Raw genomic sequence first — 15,063 nt, 5'->3', positions numbered from 1 at the left:
TAAATATATTGATGCCGGCCGAGACCAACCTTCAATGCGACATCAACACCGGAATGTCGGCGTGGCGCATCAGGGTGCGGGTGGTGCCGCCAGTGACCAGCTCACGCAGCCGGGCGTGCCCATAGCCGCCCGCCACCAGCAGGTCGGCCTGCAAATGCCGCACTGCCTCCAGCAGCAACTGGCCGACCCGGTGGCTGCCTTGCACGGCGTGCATGACGCTGGTGATGCCCTGGCGTGCCAGGTGGTCGCGCAGGCCGGCGTGCGCACCGGGCACATCGGGCATGCCGTGGGTCGCCTCGCCGTCATGCGTGCTGGATGCCGACACCACGGTGACACGCTTGGCCAGGCGCAGCAGGGGTATCGCATCGGCCACGGCCCGGGCGGCCTCGCGCCCGCCATCCCATGCGATGGCGACATGCTCGCAGGGCAGATGCCGCACGCCCGGCGGCACCAGCAGTACCGGGCGACCGGTGTTGAGCAACACATATTCCGGGGTCTGTGCCACCAGCACCGGGATGGATTCCGGCCCCGGCAAGCGGGCCAGGACAACCACGTCCGCCACCCGACCTTGCTGGACCAGCGCCCAGCCCACGTCGTCCTCGATGATCCGATGGGTGAAGCCCACGCCGGGCGCCGCTTCGCTCATGGCCCGATGAAATGCGGCGCTGGCTTCGGCGCCCTGCGCCAGCAACTGGCGCCGGGCCAGTTCCGCGTAGTATCCCGCCTCGTCGCCCGCGCCCCGGAACGGCTCCAGCCGCATGCCGGTGGCCGTCACCCCGATCACATGGCCGGCCGAGCGCTGCGCCAGCTCCGCCGCCAGGTTGACGCGATCCGCACAGCCGGGATCGGCGCCGAGTTCGACCAGTACGGTCTTGAAATACATGATGTTCTCCCTCCGATCCGCAGACCCCTGCACACGGTTGCTGACGTTTTTTGCGACTATCCGAAAATGGACTCTACTCCGTGCGCGGGGCAGTGCAAGCGGACAAGGCGGCCGAATTGCGGCAGATCAACGCCGGGACCTGCCGGGCGCGGCCGGCGCGCGGGGCTACGCAAGGCTCGGCGGCTCGATCTGGCTGGCCATTGGCGCCAGCGCACGGATCAGCATGATGCTCATATCGGTGAACGCCGGCGTGCAACTGGCCAGCGTGCCACGCCAGTGCGCATCGGCCAGCGTCAGATTCTCCCAGACCTCGACCGGATGCTCGGGCGGCGCGCCCTGCGCGACCAGCCAGGCGGCGATATCGCTGGGCATGAAATCCCACGGGCGCGGAATCACGATGGCGTTGCGCTGGTCCGCCAGCACGTGCACAAGATGGCGCTTGAACGGCTCCAGGTCTCCGCGCCGGTGAAAAGTCAGGAAGGTGGTCTCGTCAAAGCAAACCTTGCCGCGCGCGGCCAGCACCTGGGCCGAAGAGATGCCGGGCACGGTATCCACCGGATGGCCGCATGCCCGCTCGACCCGCTCCAGGTACTGGAAGCCGCTGAAATGCATGTCGCCCATGAACAGCACCACGCAGCGCCGGCCGCCATGGTGCTCGGCGGCAACCCAGGCAAGCCGCTCCACCTGGTCCTGGTATCCCATGGTGACCACCTGGGCCGCCGGCGGCACCAGCGGGCGCACGGCGTCGATGACCGTGTCGAAGCCAGCCACGATGTCGGCGCCACGGATCAGTTCCGCCACGCCGTGGGTCAGGAAGTCGAGGTGCCCGGGGCCAACGCCGGCGCAGATGATCATGAAGAATCCCCGCATCGATCGATGCAAAAAGGGACGGCGCGCGCATCGCCCCGTCAAGACAGGGCGCAATTATGCCAAGCCATCGGAGCGCAAGGCCTGCGCCGGGGAACGCCGGCGCAAAAAAAGTACTTCAGGATCCGGCACCGGATGCCGATACCTGCTTCAGAGCCGAGTCAATGTCCCGCGAGCCCACCGGGCAAGGCAGGCATCCTCGGTCGTTAGCGACGTTTACCTCACTCATGCCAGATAGAGACAAAGCGCTCAGCATAGCCGACCCCCATCAGTTGTTCCGCACTTCGCTCGAGCAAGCCACCGATGCCGTCTTCATCCTGAACACGGACAACAAGGTGATCTTCCTGAACGCTGCTGCGGAGGCACTCTATGGCGCATCCCGTACGCAAGTCTTCGGCATGAACGTGGAGGCGCTCGTGCAAAAGCTGCCGGGTGCCGACGCGCAGCGTGCCCAGCCCTTGCCCGCCGTCCAGATCCTGAGGCCGGATGGCGAACTTCGCTTTGGCCATGTCGCGGAATCCAGCACCCGCCTGGGAGACGCTACGCTGCGCACGCTGCTGGTGAAGGTGGCCAGCCCCCCGGATGCCAGCCGCGACGATCACCCGTTGCTATCCGTCATTGCCGACGAGATCGACAGCGCCGTGCTGGTGGTCGATGCCGACTGGCACATCGTGTACGCCAACGCCGGGCTCACGCGCATGCTGGGCTACAAGCCCTGGGAGCTGAGGGGCAAGACCCCGCGCGAGATACTGGCCGGCGAGTTCACCGATCCCGGCGTGATGCAACGCTTGCATGCCCAGCGCTCATCCCCGGGCGGCGAGCGCCACGAGGCGCTGGTGTATGCTCGCAACGGCAGCGCACTCTGGGTCAGCGCCACCGTTCGCCATCTGGTCAGCGCGACCGGCGACCGGCATCACGCCATCGTCATCCTCTCCGACATCACCCAGCAGCGGGCCTACGAGATGCTGCAGCGAAAGGTACTGCAAGCCATGGTGATGGAGCAGCCGCTGCCGGCCGTGATGGAGTTGATCTGCGAAGAAGTACAACGCGTGGCACCCTCCGTGATCGCGTCCGTGCTGCGGGTGGACGCCGATGGCCGCCTGCACCCGCTGGCCGCGCCCGGCCTGCCGCCGGGCTATGCGGCGGCGCTGGACGGCCTGACCATCGGGCCATCCGTGGGCTCCTGCGGCACGGCCGCGTGGCTGGGCGAGCCGGTGATGGTCAGTGATATCGCCAACGATCCGCTATGGGTGGATTTTCGTGATCTCGCCCTACCCCTCGGCCTGGCGGCATGCTGGTCCTATCCGATCAAGGCAAGCGATGGGCGGGTGCTTGCCACGCTGGCCTTCTACTGCCGCACCGTCCGCCAGCCCGACGCCTTCCACCAGCAACTGGCCGAGGTATGCGCCTCGCTGTGCAAGCTCGCATTCGAGCGCGAGGAAGCCGCCGAGCGGATCCTGCAGCTCGACCACTACGATTCACTGACCGGCTTGCCCAACCGCAGCCTGCTGCAGATGCAGGCCGGCACCCTGCTGCTCGCGGCACGCTCGGCCGGCACCACGCTCAGCGTGCTGTTCGTCGACCTGGACCGCTTCAAGCATATCAACGACTCGCTCGGCCACGTCGGCGGCGACAAGCTGCTGCGCGAGGTTGCGCAACGCCTTAGCGCGCACGCCGGGGATTCCGCGCTGGTGGCGCGGCTGTCGGGCGACGAATTCGCGCTGGTGCTGCCCGACAGCGACCGCGCCCAGACCATTGCGGCGGGCAAGCGCATCCTGGCCGCGCTGCGCCAGCCGCTGCGCATCGACCACGCCAGCATTGCACCCTCGGCCAGCATCGGCATCAGCATGTTCCCGGCCGACGGCGACGCGCTGGACTACCTGCTGCACTGCGCCGAGATGGCCATGTACGACGCCAAGGCCGCGGGGCGCAACCTGTTCCGCTTCTTCAGCATCGAGATGAACTGGGCCGCCCAGGAGCGCCTGGCGCTGGAGTCCGCGCTGCGCGACGCCCTGCTGGCCGAGGAGCTTCACCTCAACTTCCAGCCCCAGGTGTTCCTGCGCGATGGGCGCCTCTACGGCCTGGAGGTGCTGGTGCGCTGGCACCATCCGCACTTTGGGATGGTGTCGCCGGACCGCTTCGTGCCGCTGGCCGAAGACAGCGGCCTGATCGGCGCGCTGGATCGCTGGGTCCTGGAGCAATCGTGCGCGCAGCTGGCCGCGTGGCGCCGGGAAGGGCTTTCCGTACCCACGATCTCCGTCAATATCTCCCCCGCCAGCTTCCGCGACCCGGGGCTGCCGGCGCAAGTGGCCGAGACCCTGGCCCGCCATGGGCTGCCCGCCCAGGCGCTGGTGCTGGAAATGACCGAAGGGCTGCTGATGGAAGATGACGCGAGCCTCGCCGCCACCGTTGCCGCCATCCACGCGCAGGGCGTGCGCTTGTCCATGGACGACTTCGGCACCGGATATTCCAGCCTGGGCTACCTCAGGCAATTGCCGGTGCACCAGCTCAAGCTGGACAAGAGCTTTGTGATCGACCTGGAAAGCGATGCCGCCGCCCGCGAGCTGGCCAGCGCCGTCATCCGCATTGGCGACAGCCTGAAGCTTGCGGTGATCGCCGAAGGCGTGGAAAACGAAGCCCAGCGGCGCTTCCTGCTATCGCAGGGATGCCATATGGGGCAAGGCTACCTGTTCTCGCGCCCGCTGGATGCCCTGGCGGTGGCGAAATGGATCGCCGCGCCGCGGGCGGTTGAGCCGCATCCGGCGGAACATGGAGAGATGCATTCGCGGCGTTAGGAAGCAGCGGGGCGGCGCCCCGCTCCCGACCTCCAGCAGGCTGCCCCCTCAATCGAAAGCCAGGCTGACCGATTTGGTCTGCAAGTAGGCGCCTAGTCCCTCGCTGCCCCCTTCGGACCCATAGCCGCTGTCCTTGACGCCGCCAAACGGCGTTTCGGCCACGGCCACCCGTGCCGTATTGACCCCCACCATGCCGGTCTCCAGCCCCTGCGCAGCCCGATGCGCGGTCTTCAGCGAACGCGTGAACACATAGGACGCCAGCCCGAACGGCACGCTGTTGGCCAGCGTGATCGCCTCGTCGAAGCTAGCAAAACGCTGGCAAGCCGCCACCGGCCCGAACGGCTCCTCTTGCAGGATGCGGGCCGTGTTGCCGCCCAGGCCATGCAACACCGTCGGTGCAAAGTAAAAGCCATCCCCGGCAGGCAGGCTCCCGGCCGGGCACGCCTCGGCGCCCTGCGCCAGCGCGTCGTCGACCAGCGCCTGCAATTGCGCGGCCCGGCGAGCATTGGCCAGCGGCCCCATCTGCGTGGCGCAGTCCGTGCCGGCGCCAACGCGCAGCCCGTGCGCATAGGCCGAGAGCCGCTGGACGAAAGCCTCATACGCCGGCGCCTCCACCAGAAAACGCGTGGGTGCCGTGCAGACCTGCCCGGCATTGCGGAATTTCGCGCTGCCTGCCTGCGCCACCGCCAGGTCGAGATCGGCGTCGGCGAACACCAGCACCGGCGCCTGTCCGCCGAGCTCCAGCGTGGCCGGGATATTGCGCTGCGCGGCCTGGGCCGCCAGCAGCCGCCCGACGGGGGTTGAGCCGGTAAACGACATCTTGCGGATCGCAGGCGAGGCCAGCAGGCGCGAGGCAATGGCGGGCGCATCGCCACAAACCACGTTGAGCACGCCGTCGGGTAGCCCGGCGCTCCGCAAGGCACGTGCGATCGCCAGCGTGGACAAGGGGGTTTCTTCCGCCGGCTTGATCACGCACGTACAGCCCGCGGCAAGCGCGCCCGCAATCTTGCGCATTGGCGTGAGCGCCGGGAAATTCCATGGCGCAAAGGCGGCCACCGGCCCGATGGGCTCGCGTGTGACCAGCTGACTCAGGCCGCTGGCGCGGGCCGGCACGATGCGCCCGTAAGCCCGCAAGCCCTCCTCCGCGTACCACGCCAGCACTTCGATGGCGCTGCGCCACTCCGCCCTGGCCTCCGCCAGCGGCTTGCCCTGTTCGCGCGTGAGCGTGACGGCGAGGGGCTCGGCCTGCGCGCGCAACAGGTCCGCCGCAGCGCGCAGGATCGCCGCGCGGTCCTGCGCGCTGCGGCCCTTCCAGCCGGCAAACGCGCTCGCGGCTGCCGCGGCTGCGCGGTCCACCTGTGCGCCCGAAGCCCCGGAGAATTCATTGAATACGTTGCCGCTGGCAGGATCCGACAGCACAAAGCCACCGGCTTCGCCGCGCACCCATTCACCGCCGATCAGCATTGGCACCCCGGCCGCCGCCCCGTCCTTTGTCTTTGTCATTGCATCCATGGACATCTCCCCGCTTACAGAGCCTTGAGCACGTCGCCCAGCGTGGAGAACAGGGTATCGATCTGCGCGTCCTCGATGATCAGCGGCGGCGACAGCACCATGATGTCGCCCGAGGCGCGGATCAGGCAGTTCTTGTCCAGGCAAGCCAGGTGCGCGGCATAGCCGCGCTGCCCGGGCTGGCCGGCTACCGGCGCCAGCTCAACCGCCGCCAGCAGGCCGATATTGCGGATATCGACCACATGCGGCAGCCCCCTGAGGCTGTGCGCCGCGTCGGCCCAGCGCTCGGACAGCTCGGCGGCGCGGGTGAAAAGCCCCTCGTGGCGATAGATGTCCAGCGCAGCCAGCCCCGCCGCGCAAGCCATCGGATGGCCGGAATAGGTATAGCCATGAGGCAGTTCGATGCTGCCGGCCGGGCCGTGCATGAAAGCGTCGTACACATGGCTGCGCACCAGTGTGGCGCCCATCGGCACCGCGCCGTTGGTCAGGCCCTTGGCGCTGGTCAGGATATCGGGCACCACGCCGAAGGTCTCGGACGCGAAGGCTCCGCCAACCCGGCCGAAGCCCGAGATGACCTCGTCGAAAATCAGCAGGATGCCGTGCTTGTCGCAAATGCTGCGCAGCCGCTGCAGATAGCCGACGGGCGGCACCAGCACACCGGTGGAGCCAGACACCGGTTCGACAATGACCGCGGCGATGGTGGACGCATCGTGCAGCGCCACGATGCGCTCGAGCTCATCGGCCAGGTGGGCGCCCCACTCGGGCTGCCCGCGCGAATAGCCCATGGCCTCGCGGTTGTAGGTATGCGGCAGGTGGTCGACCCACGGCAGCAGATTACCGTAGGGCTTGCGATGGCCGGCAATGCCGGACACCGACAGCCCGCCGAATCCCACCCCGTGGTATGCACGCTCGCGGCCAATCAGGCGCACGCGCTGCGGCTCGCCCCGGGCACGGTGATAGGCCAGCGCGATCTTGAGCGCCGAGTCCACGGCCTCCGAGCCGGAATTGGAGAAAAACACATTGGAGAAGCCCGCCGGCGCTTCGGCGATCAAGGCCTCCGCAAATTCAAAGGCCAGCGGGTGGCTCATCTGGAACGACGGCGCATAGTCCAGCTGGTACGCGGTGCGGGCGATGGCATCGACGATCTCGGTGCGGCGGTGGCCAGCGTTGACACACCAAAGCCCCGCGATGCCGTCCAGCACGCGACTGCCGTCGGGGCGGACGTAATACATGCCGTCGGCCTCGGAGAACAGCTGGGGCTGGGGCTGCTGCTTGAAGCGGCGGTTGGCGGTAAAGGGCATCCAGTAGGCGTCCATCGAGCCATTGGGAGAGCGCTCGGGAGAGCAATCGGGCCGGGCGGCGGCCGTGGCAGAAAGGGAATCGGGCAATACGGTCTGAGCGGACATGGGCGGCGTCTGGGTCGGGGACAGAAGAAAAAGAAGAAGAGGAGGAGGATCAGCCAGAGGAACAACGTGCCGCCCATTTTGTACCAAACACTTATAAAGTGCAATTACGATTCACAGCCGCAGTGCATGCGCACCTCCGCCAGCACCAACAGCGCGCACGGACGAACGCCACCGCACCGCGCTGATCAGCGGTGGAGGTGGCGGCAAATCGGGGAAGAAAGGAAACCGCTAGCTAAGGTCGCGCGCGGTGACCAGGTGGCGGCGCATCAGGGCGGCGGCCCATTCGCGATCGCCCAGCGCCAGCGCGTCGATGATCTGCAGGTGTTCTTGACAAGCTTCGATCAGGTTGATCTGGCGATAGAAGGCGGCGTGCTCTTCCAGCCGGCGCAACTGAGTCTGCTGCTGCACCGCCTGGAGAATGAAACGATTACCGGAAAAACGCGCCAGCATTTCGTGAAAGGAAGTGTTGAGCGAAAAGAACTCGCCCGGGGAAAGATTGGTGTACCCCTGCTCGATCACCTGCTCATACGCCTTGCGGCATCGATCCATCTGCACCGGGTCGACCGCAAAGGTGGGCTCCAGCAAGCCTGCGCACTCCACGATCATGCGAAAACGGTAGCTTTCGGCCAGCGCCTCCGGCGTCTCCAGCGACGGCAGGAAGCGCCAGCCATGACCAGCGCGCTTCTCCACCAGGCCATCGGCCATCATCCGCATCAGCGTCTTGGTCAGCAGGCTGCGCGACACCGGATAGGTGCGCAGCAGGTCGATCTCGGTCAGCGTATCCGGCAACAGCTTGCGCGCCCGCCCATCCACCAGCTGGCGATACAACTCATCGCCGCCCATCCCCGACTCGCCAAAGTCAGGCACTTCCATCCCTTCGGCTTTGGCCTCGACAAAGTAGCCGCTATTGGCGCGATAGGCGATCAGGCCGCGCTCGGCCAGCAGTCGCAACGCGGCCCGTACCGGCGTGCGGGACACTTCGAACTGGGCGGCGAGCGTTTCCTCGGCCAGGTGCGCGCCGGGCTGGAGCTCGCCCTCCACCACCTGGCGCGCGATGCGGCGCGCTAGATCGATTTGCAGCGGCGAGACGCGCACGGGCGCCGACCGTTTCCTGGAAGCTGGCATTGGCAGGGATATGGAATCAGTCCTGGTGGAGCTCCGCGGGCAGGGTGCGGTGCATCCGCCACAAGACGGCGTGACAAGAGCCGCGATGGTAGCGCTGAAAACGGGGCGGCGCAAATAATCGGATTGTCACATTGCACTTCATTCTAATTTAGTACAAAATATTTCCCACCGTACCACCACACATGCCGGAGCCTTGCCAATGTCGTCACCCCAAGAATCGTCCTTCCCGTTGGTTGAGTTGCATGGCAGCCCGTTCGAGCGGGGCCGGCAGCACGGCGCCGCGGTGCCGGAACGGGTTGCCCGCAGCGTCGCGCTGTACCGCACGCAACTGGAGCGCCGCGGCGTCGGCGCCGAACGCCTCAAGGCGCTGGCCATGGCCATGGCCCCGGCAATCACGCGCTACGACCCCGATTACCTCGAAGAAATGAAGGGCATCGCCGCCGGCGCGCAGGTTGCGCTGGAAGACATCATCGTCATCAACTGCCGCACCGAAATGATGTTCGGCCACGCCGAGCTGAAGCCCGCGGGCGACGAGCCGGACGATGGCTGCACCGGCCTCATCGTGCTGCCCGAAGCCTCGGCGAATGGCCGCCTGCTTCACGCGCACAACTGGGACTGGCGCGAGGAATGCGTCGACACTGGCATCGTGGTGCGCATGGCGCGCGACAACGGCCCGGACCTCCTGATGTTCACCGAAGCGGGCAGCCTCGCTCGGCTCGGCATGAACAGCGCCGGCGTGTCCTTGAGCGGCAACTTCCTGACCTCCAACCTCGACTACAAGCGCCCCGCCGAGGTGCCGCTGGTGCTGGTGCGCCGCAAGATGCTGGAAGCCGACAACATCTGCAACGCCATGAAGGTGCTGTGGGCCTCCACCCGCTTCTGCTCCAACAACCTGCTGCTGGCGCAGGCGGAGGGCGAAGCGGTCGACCTGGAATGCGCGCCCGACGAGATCTTCTGGATCACCCCGCAAAACGGCGTGCTGGTCCACGCCAACCACTGGATGTGCCCGGTGGCGCGCACCAAGCTGCAGGACAAGGGCCTGGCCGCAAACCCCGACTCCATCTACCGCCAGCGCCGCACCGAAGCCGCGCTCGCCCGCGCGGCCGGCCGCATCGACTGGGACATCATCAAGGCCGCGCTGGCCGATGAACTGCCCAAGCCCGACGGCGTGCTGCGCTCGCCCAAGCCGGCCAGCTTCGCCAGCATCTCTGCGACCGTGGCCACCGCCTTGATGGAGCCGGCCTCGGGCGCGATGTGGATTGCCCGCAAGCCTTACGAATCGCGCCACTTCGTCGAATACCGCCTATAAGAACGCCCCCCCAAGCGGAGGAGAGACCATGACGAAGATCACGATGATCGCCCGCCGGCTCGCGCTAGTGCTAGCAGTTGCCGGCGCGGCAACTGCAGCAAGCGCCGCGCCGCTGCCGGAGATCCGCTATGCGGATGGCGCCGGGACAGCCACCTCGATGCCCGGCAACCGGACCCGCAACACCTCGACCGACAACATCCTGCTGCACGTGGTGGAGTCGTTGGTGGCGCTGCGCGCCGACATGAGCGTGGGACCCATGCTGGCCGACAGCTGGGCCGTGTCCCGCGACGCACGGACGTATACGTTCAAGCTGCGTCCGGGCGCCACCTTCCACAATGGCGCGCCGGTCACGTCCGCCGAGGTGAAGTGGAGCTACAACTTCCTGATGAACCCCAAGTCGGAGTGGATGTGCCGCAACCTCTATGACGGCACGAAGGGGCCGAAGGTGATAGCAGTCGACACGCCCACGCCGGATACCGTGGTGTTCCGGCTGGAGGAACCGTACGCCCTGTTCCTCGACCAGATGGCCAACGTGCAATGCCCGCTGGCAGTGCTGCACCCGAGCAGCGTCGATGCCCAAGGCGCATGGGTCAAGCCGGTGGCAACCGGCCCCTACCTGTTCGCCGACTGGAAGAAGGGGCAATCGGTGCTGCTAACCCGCTTCGACGGCTACAAGCCGCGGCCCGAGCCGCTCGACGGCATGGTGGGCAACAAGCAGGCGCTGGCCAACCTGCGCTTTGTCGTGATCCCCGACGCAGCGGCGCAAAAGGCCGCACTGATGGCGGGCCAGGTCGACATCATCAACGCCGACGAAGACAATCTGCCGCCCAAGGACCCGCGCTGGAGCGTGGTGGTGGAGCAAGGGCTGGATACCGTGAACCTGCTCATGCAGGGCACCGACCCCTTGCTCAAGGACGTGCGCATGCGCCGCGCCATCGTGCTGGCGCTGGACCTGCCGGCCGTCACCAAGGCCCTCAACAACGGGCTCACGCAGTACAACCCGTCGCTGGTCCCCGCCGCAAGCCGCTACTACTCCGCGGCCGAGAAGCGTGGCTACGCCAAGAACCTCGCCGAGGCCAAGGCGCTGATGGACGCCGCGGGCTACAAAGGCGAAGTGATCAAGATCCAGGCCAACAAGCGCTACCCGTACATGTACCGGCTGGCGGTGGTGACGCAATCGCTGCTCGCGAAGGCGGGCATCAAGACCGAACTGGAGATGCTGGAGTGGGCCACGCAGGTGTCCAATTTCCGCGAAGGCAAGTTCCAGCTGATGGCTTTCGGCTACTCGGCCCGCACCGAGCCCGCCCTGCTCTATCGCGACATGCTGGGCAACAAGAGCAAGACGCCGATGGCGCAGTGGGAAAGCCCCGAAGCGCTCACGCTGCTGGACAGCATCGAGGGCAACCCGGACGAAGCCGTGCGCAGGCAAACCTTCGAGAAGCTGCACGACATGATGATTGCCGACGTGCCGATGGCGATGGTCTACAACAAGCCCGGCATGGTCGTGGTCAGCCGCAACGTGACCGGCTTCAAGGGCTGGGCGCTGCGCAAGCCCCGTCTGTTCAACCTCACCAAGCACTGAGCGCGCCATGTTGTCCTACATGCTCAAGCGGATCGGCACCGCCATCCCCACCGTGCTGATCGTCTCGCTGCTGGTGTTCGGCATGATCCGCGCCATTCCCGGTGATCCTGCCACCTTGATGCTCGGCGATATCGATAACCCGCAGGTGCTGGCCGAGGTGCGCGCCTCGCTCGGCCTGGACCGCCCGCTGCCGCAGCAGTACGCGATCTGGGCCGCCCGCGCGCTGCATGGCGACCTGGGCATGTCGATCGCCCGCAAGGAGCCGGTGCGCGACCTGATCCTGTCGCACTTCCCGGTGACCGCGCAGATCGTGCTGGCCGCCACGGCGCTGGCCTGCCTGATCGCGGTGCCGGCCGGGCTGTTCTCCGCGTGGCGGCAGAACAAGGCGTCGGACGTGGCCATTGTCTCGTCGTCCATCCTGCTGGTGTCGATGCCGAGCTTCTGGATCGGCATCCTGCTGATCTGGCTGTTCGGGGTGAAGCTCAACTGGCTACCCACCTATGGCTTCGAGTCGATTGCCGAGTCCGGCTTCGGCGCGGTGCGCTACCTGGTGCTGCCGGTGATCGCCGTGGCGCTGACCGAGATCGCCGCGATCACGCGCATGATGCGCGCCAGCACGATTGAAGTGCTGCGCCTGGAATACGTGGCTCACGCACGCGCCAAGGGCCTGCCGGAGCGCCGCGTGCTGTTGCGCCACGCGCTGCCCAACGCCTTTGGCCCGACGCTGACGGTGATCGGCCTGATCCTCGGCCACTTGCTCTCCGGCGCGGCGGTAATCGAGACCGTGTTTACCGTGCCAGGCATCGGGCGGCTGCTGATCGAGAGCATCTACGCCCGCGACTATCCCGTGGTCCAGGGTTGCCTGCTGTTTATCGCGCTGCTCTATGTCGCCGTCAACCTGGTGGTAGACCTCCTCTATCCGCTGCTCGACCCACGCATCAAGCTGTAGAACGCTATGTCGAAACTCAAATACACAAATGCCGTGGTGGGTGCAGCGCTGATGGCGCTGGTGCTCCTGCTAGCCATCGCGGGCATGATCCATACGCCCTATGATCCCATCGACGGCGACCTGCTCGCCCGCTTTGCGCCGCCCAGCGCGGAACACTGGTTCGGCACCGACGACTTCGGCCGGGACGTGCTGTCGCGCGTGATGGCCGGCGCCGCGGTGAGCGTGACCGTCAGCGTTTGCTCAGTGCTGTTCGCGCTGGCCGTGGGCACCGTCATCGGCGTACTGTGTGGCTACCTTGTCGGCTGGTGGGACCGCGGCATCATGATCTTCATCGAATCGCTGATGGCCTTCCCCGGCCTGCTGCTCGCACTTGGCATCATGACCATCCTCGGGCCCTCCAAATGGGGCGTGGTGCTGGCACTTGGCCTTGCGTACACCCCTTCGGTCACACGGATCGCGCGCGGCGCGGTTCTGTCGCTGCGCCAGCGCGATTTCGTCGTGGCCTCGCAGGCCATGGGCAACAGCGGCACCTGGACCGTGACGCGCCACATCCTGCCCAACTGCGTAGCGCCGCTGATCGTGTTCTCCACCTCCTTGTTCGGCTCCGCGCTGCTGGCCGAGAGCGCCTTGAGCTTCCTTGGCCTGGGCGTGCCGCCGCCGGCACCCACCTGGGGCGGCATGCTGGCGGAGAGCCGCAGCGCCATGGACCAGGCCATCTGGCTGGCGGCGTTTCCCGGCGGCATGATCTCGCTCGCGTTGCTTGGCATCAACCTGTTCGGCGACGCGGTGCGCGACATGCTCGACCCGCGCATGAAGGGAGCTTCGGCATGACCGCAATGGCAGATTCCAACGCAAATGCGCCGCTGCTGAGCGTGCGCAATCTCAGTATCGCCTTCCCCGGCGCCAGGCACACGCTCAATACCGTGGTCGACGCGATCTCCTTTGACCTGTGCGCCGGCGAATCGCTGGCCGTGGTGGGCGAGTCCGGCAGCGGCAAGACCATGATTGGCAAGGCGCTGCTGGGGCTGTTGCCCGACGCCGCCCGCATCACCGGCGGCAGCGCCAGCTTCCAGGGCCGCGACCTGCTGGCCCAGCCGGCGCAGGACTGGCTGGCCACGCGCGGCACGCAGATCGGCATGGTGTTCCAGGAACCCATGGTCTCGCTCAACCCAGCCTTTCGCATTGGAAGCCAGCTGACCGAGGCGCTGGTGCTCAGGCGCGGCCTGCGCCACGATGAGGCTCGCGACAAGGCCGTCGCCATGCTGGAGCGCGTCAAGGTGCACAACGCCGGCGCGGCGATGCAGCGCTACCCGCACGAGTTCTCCGGCGGCATGCGCCAGCGCATCCTGCTGGCCGCGGTGATGCTGCTCAAGCCAAAGCTGCTGATTGCCGATGAGCCCACCACCGCGCTCGATTGCGTGGTGCAAAAGGAAGTGCTCGAGCTGATGATGGAACTGACGCGGGCCGAAGGCACAGCGCTGATCTTCATCAGCCATAACCTGGCGCTCGTCGCCGCGTACACCCAGCGCGTGCTGGTGATGAAACGCGGGGAGGCAATGGAGACCGGCGCCGTGGCGGACGTACTGTCACACCCGAGCCATCCCTATACCCTAAGCCTGCTGGATGCCCTGCCCAAGCGCGGCAACGAGCCGGCGGCGCCCGCCGCGGCAACCGTACCCATCCTGGAGGTGCGCGGGCTGGCGGTGGACTATCACGTTGCCGATGGCTGGTTCCGGCGCAAGGCCGTACGCGCGGTCCACGACGCCAGCTTCCAACTCGCCCCCGGCGAGACCCTGGCCATCGTCGGCGAATCGGGCAGCGGCAAGACCACCATCATGAAGGCCATCCTGGGCCTGGCAGGCACAGCCGAAGGCGAAATCCTGCTGCACGGGCGCAATCTCGCCGAGGCCTCCCGGGCGACGCTGCAGGCCGCGCGCCATCGTGTGCAGATGGTGTTCCAGGACCCGTACTCGGCGCTGGACCCGCGCATGCGTATCGAGGCCATCGTTGGCGAGGGGCTGCACGCGGACCGCTCGGTGCTTCCGGCCCTGCGGCGTGAGCGCGTATTGGTGGCGCTGGCCGATGTCGGCCTCGATGCGGGCTACGCCACCCGCCATATCCATGAGCTCTCGGGCGGCCAGCGCCAGCGCGTGGCCATCGCCAGGGCGCTGGTGATGCGCCCGGATATCGTCATCGCAGACGAACCCGTGTCGGCGCTCGACGTGACCGTGCAGAAGCAGGTGCTGGATACCCTAACCAAGCTGCAGCGGCGCTATGGCTTTGCCTGCCTGCTGATCTCGCATGACCTGGGCGTGGTCGAGCAAGTGGCCGATCGCGTCATCGTGATGCTGCGCGGCCATGCGGTCGAGCAAGGCACGCGCGATGCCGTGTTCGACCGGCCCACGCACCCCTATACGCAGCGGTTGTTGCAGGCGGTGCCGGAGCTTCGCGGCAGCCGCGAAGCAGGGTTTCGCATCGAGACCCGCGCCGTACCACCCAACCCTGGCGGCCCGCGGCGCTACTACGACCCGAGTGGCGATGCGCCAGCCTCCCGCCGGCTGGTAGCCGCATGTGCAGCGCCCCCCGCCCCGGCGGATGCGCGCTTCGCGCATCTGGTCGCGGTGGCGACTTAGGCCGA

Annotated in this window: 11 protein-coding genes; 6 read left to right on the top strand and 5 right to left on the bottom strand. The window is 67.1% G+C overall.

Going from position 1 to position 15,063, the window contains the following annotated elements:
- Positions 1-31 precede the first annotated feature (31 nt).
- Together AC1RWI_RS23280 and AC1RWI_RS23275 are read right to left on the bottom strand one after the other, a co-directional pair.
- Positions 32-883: a universal stress protein gene (locus AC1RWI_RS23280; protein ID WP_043355537.1), complete on the bottom strand. Its 852-nt coding sequence runs from the start codon at positions 881-883 to the stop codon at positions 32-34.
- Positions 884-1,048: 165 nt separating this feature from the next.
- Positions 1,049-1,738 carry a cobalt-precorrin-7 (C(5))-methyltransferase gene (locus AC1RWI_RS23275; RefSeq protein WP_043358227.1) on the bottom strand — a complete coding sequence of 230 codons (690 nt, stop codon included), beginning with the start codon at positions 1,736-1,738 and terminating at the stop codon, positions 1,049-1,051.
- A gap of 239 nt (positions 1,739-1,977) precedes the next feature.
- Between AC1RWI_RS23275 and AC1RWI_RS23270 the strand changes: the two genes are divergently transcribed.
- Positions 1,978-4,545 carry a sensor domain-containing protein gene (locus tag AC1RWI_RS23270; protein ID WP_158408325.1) on the top strand — a complete coding sequence of 856 codons (2,568 nt, stop codon included), beginning with the start codon at positions 1,978-1,980 and terminating at the stop codon, positions 4,543-4,545.
- A gap of 48 nt (positions 4,546-4,593) precedes the next feature.
- Here the strand turns inward: AC1RWI_RS23270 and AC1RWI_RS23265 are convergent, their stop codons facing one another.
- From AC1RWI_RS23265 to AC1RWI_RS23255, 3 genes are all read right to left on the bottom strand, one after another.
- Complete coding sequence (locus tag AC1RWI_RS23265) at positions 4,594-6,057, bottom strand: NAD-dependent succinate-semialdehyde dehydrogenase (RefSeq protein WP_492869022.1); 1,464 nt, start codon at positions 6,055-6,057, stop codon at positions 4,594-4,596.
- 14 nt (positions 6,058-6,071) lie between these two features.
- Complete coding sequence (gene aptA, locus AC1RWI_RS23260) at positions 6,072-7,370, bottom strand: omega-aminotransferase AptA (protein WP_492869027.1); 1,299 nt, start codon at positions 7,368-7,370, stop codon at positions 6,072-6,074.
- A 318-nt stretch (positions 7,371-7,688) separates the two neighbouring features.
- Complete coding sequence (locus AC1RWI_RS23255) at positions 7,689-8,555, bottom strand: GntR family transcriptional regulator (protein ID WP_492869020.1); 867 nt, start codon at positions 8,553-8,555, stop codon at positions 7,689-7,691.
- Positions 8,556-8,784: 229 nt separating this feature from the next.
- Here AC1RWI_RS23255 and AC1RWI_RS23250 point away from each other — a divergent pair, with 229 nt between their 5' ends.
- The 5 genes from AC1RWI_RS23250 to AC1RWI_RS23230 are packed head-to-tail and all read left to right on the top strand — an operon-like array spanning position 8,785 to position 15,058.
- Positions 8,785-9,894, top strand: a complete 1,110-nt coding sequence (locus tag AC1RWI_RS23250; protein ID WP_492869018.1) for a C45 family autoproteolytic acyltransferase/hydrolase — start codon at positions 8,785-8,787, stop codon at positions 9,892-9,894.
- 28 nt (positions 9,895-9,922) lie between these two features.
- Positions 9,923-11,476, top strand: coding sequence for an ABC transporter substrate-binding protein (locus tag AC1RWI_RS23245; protein ID WP_492869016.1), 1,554 nt, complete (start codon positions 9,923-9,925; stop codon positions 11,474-11,476).
- Between the two features lie 7 nt (positions 11,477-11,483).
- Complete coding sequence (locus tag AC1RWI_RS23240) at positions 11,484-12,425, top strand: ABC transporter permease (protein WP_492869014.1); 942 nt, start codon at positions 11,484-11,486, stop codon at positions 12,423-12,425.
- Between the two features lie 6 nt (positions 12,426-12,431).
- The gene (locus AC1RWI_RS23235) at positions 12,432-13,256 is read left to right on the top strand and encodes an ABC transporter permease (RefSeq protein WP_492869012.1); all 825 of its coding nucleotides are present in this window, start codon (positions 12,432-12,434) and stop codon (positions 13,254-13,256) included.
- A complete protein-coding gene (locus AC1RWI_RS23230) occupies positions 13,253-15,058 on the top strand; it encodes a dipeptide ABC transporter ATP-binding protein (protein WP_492869010.1) in 1,806 nt (601 codons plus the stop codon). Before AC1RWI_RS23235 ends, AC1RWI_RS23230 begins: the two co-directional genes overlap by 4 nt.
- Positions 15,059-15,063: the final 5 nt, after the last annotated feature.

It is taken from the genome of Cupriavidus sp. MPR-AND1C (assembly GCF_058809705.1).
This window is presented reverse-complemented; position numbering and strand designations above follow the sequence as displayed.

Bases quoted from the DNA above. Each gene is read 5' to 3' on its own strand.
- AC1RWI_RS23280 (WP_043355537.1), bottom strand. From the start codon at position 883: ATGTATTTCAAGACCGTACTGGTCGAACTCGGCGCCGATCCCGGCTGT.
- AC1RWI_RS23275 (WP_043358227.1), bottom strand. From the start codon at position 1,738: ATGATCATCTGCGCCGGCGTTGGCCCCGGGCACCTCGACTTCCTGACC.
- AC1RWI_RS23270 (WP_158408325.1), top strand. From the start codon at position 1,978: ATGCCAGATAGAGACAAAGCGCTCAGCATAGCCGACCCCCATCAGTTG.
- AC1RWI_RS23265 (WP_492869022.1), bottom strand. From the start codon at position 6,057: ATGGATGCAATGACAAAGACAAAGGACGGGGCGGCGGCCGGGGTGCCA.
- aptA (WP_492869027.1), bottom strand. From the start codon at position 7,370: ATGGACGCCTACTGGATGCCCTTTACCGCCAACCGCCGCTTCAAGCAG.
- AC1RWI_RS23250 (WP_492869018.1), top strand. From the start codon at position 8,785: ATGTCGTCACCCCAAGAATCGTCCTTCCCGTTGGTTGAGTTGCATGGC.
- AC1RWI_RS23245 (WP_492869016.1), top strand. From the start codon at position 9,923: ATGACGAAGATCACGATGATCGCCCGCCGGCTCGCGCTAGTGCTAGCA.
- AC1RWI_RS23240 (WP_492869014.1), top strand. From the start codon at position 11,484: ATGTTGTCCTACATGCTCAAGCGGATCGGCACCGCCATCCCCACCGTG.
- AC1RWI_RS23235 (WP_492869012.1), top strand. From the start codon at position 12,432: ATGTCGAAACTCAAATACACAAATGCCGTGGTGGGTGCAGCGCTGATG.
- AC1RWI_RS23230 (WP_492869010.1), top strand. From the start codon at position 13,253: ATGACCGCAATGGCAGATTCCAACGCAAATGCGCCGCTGCTGAGCGTG.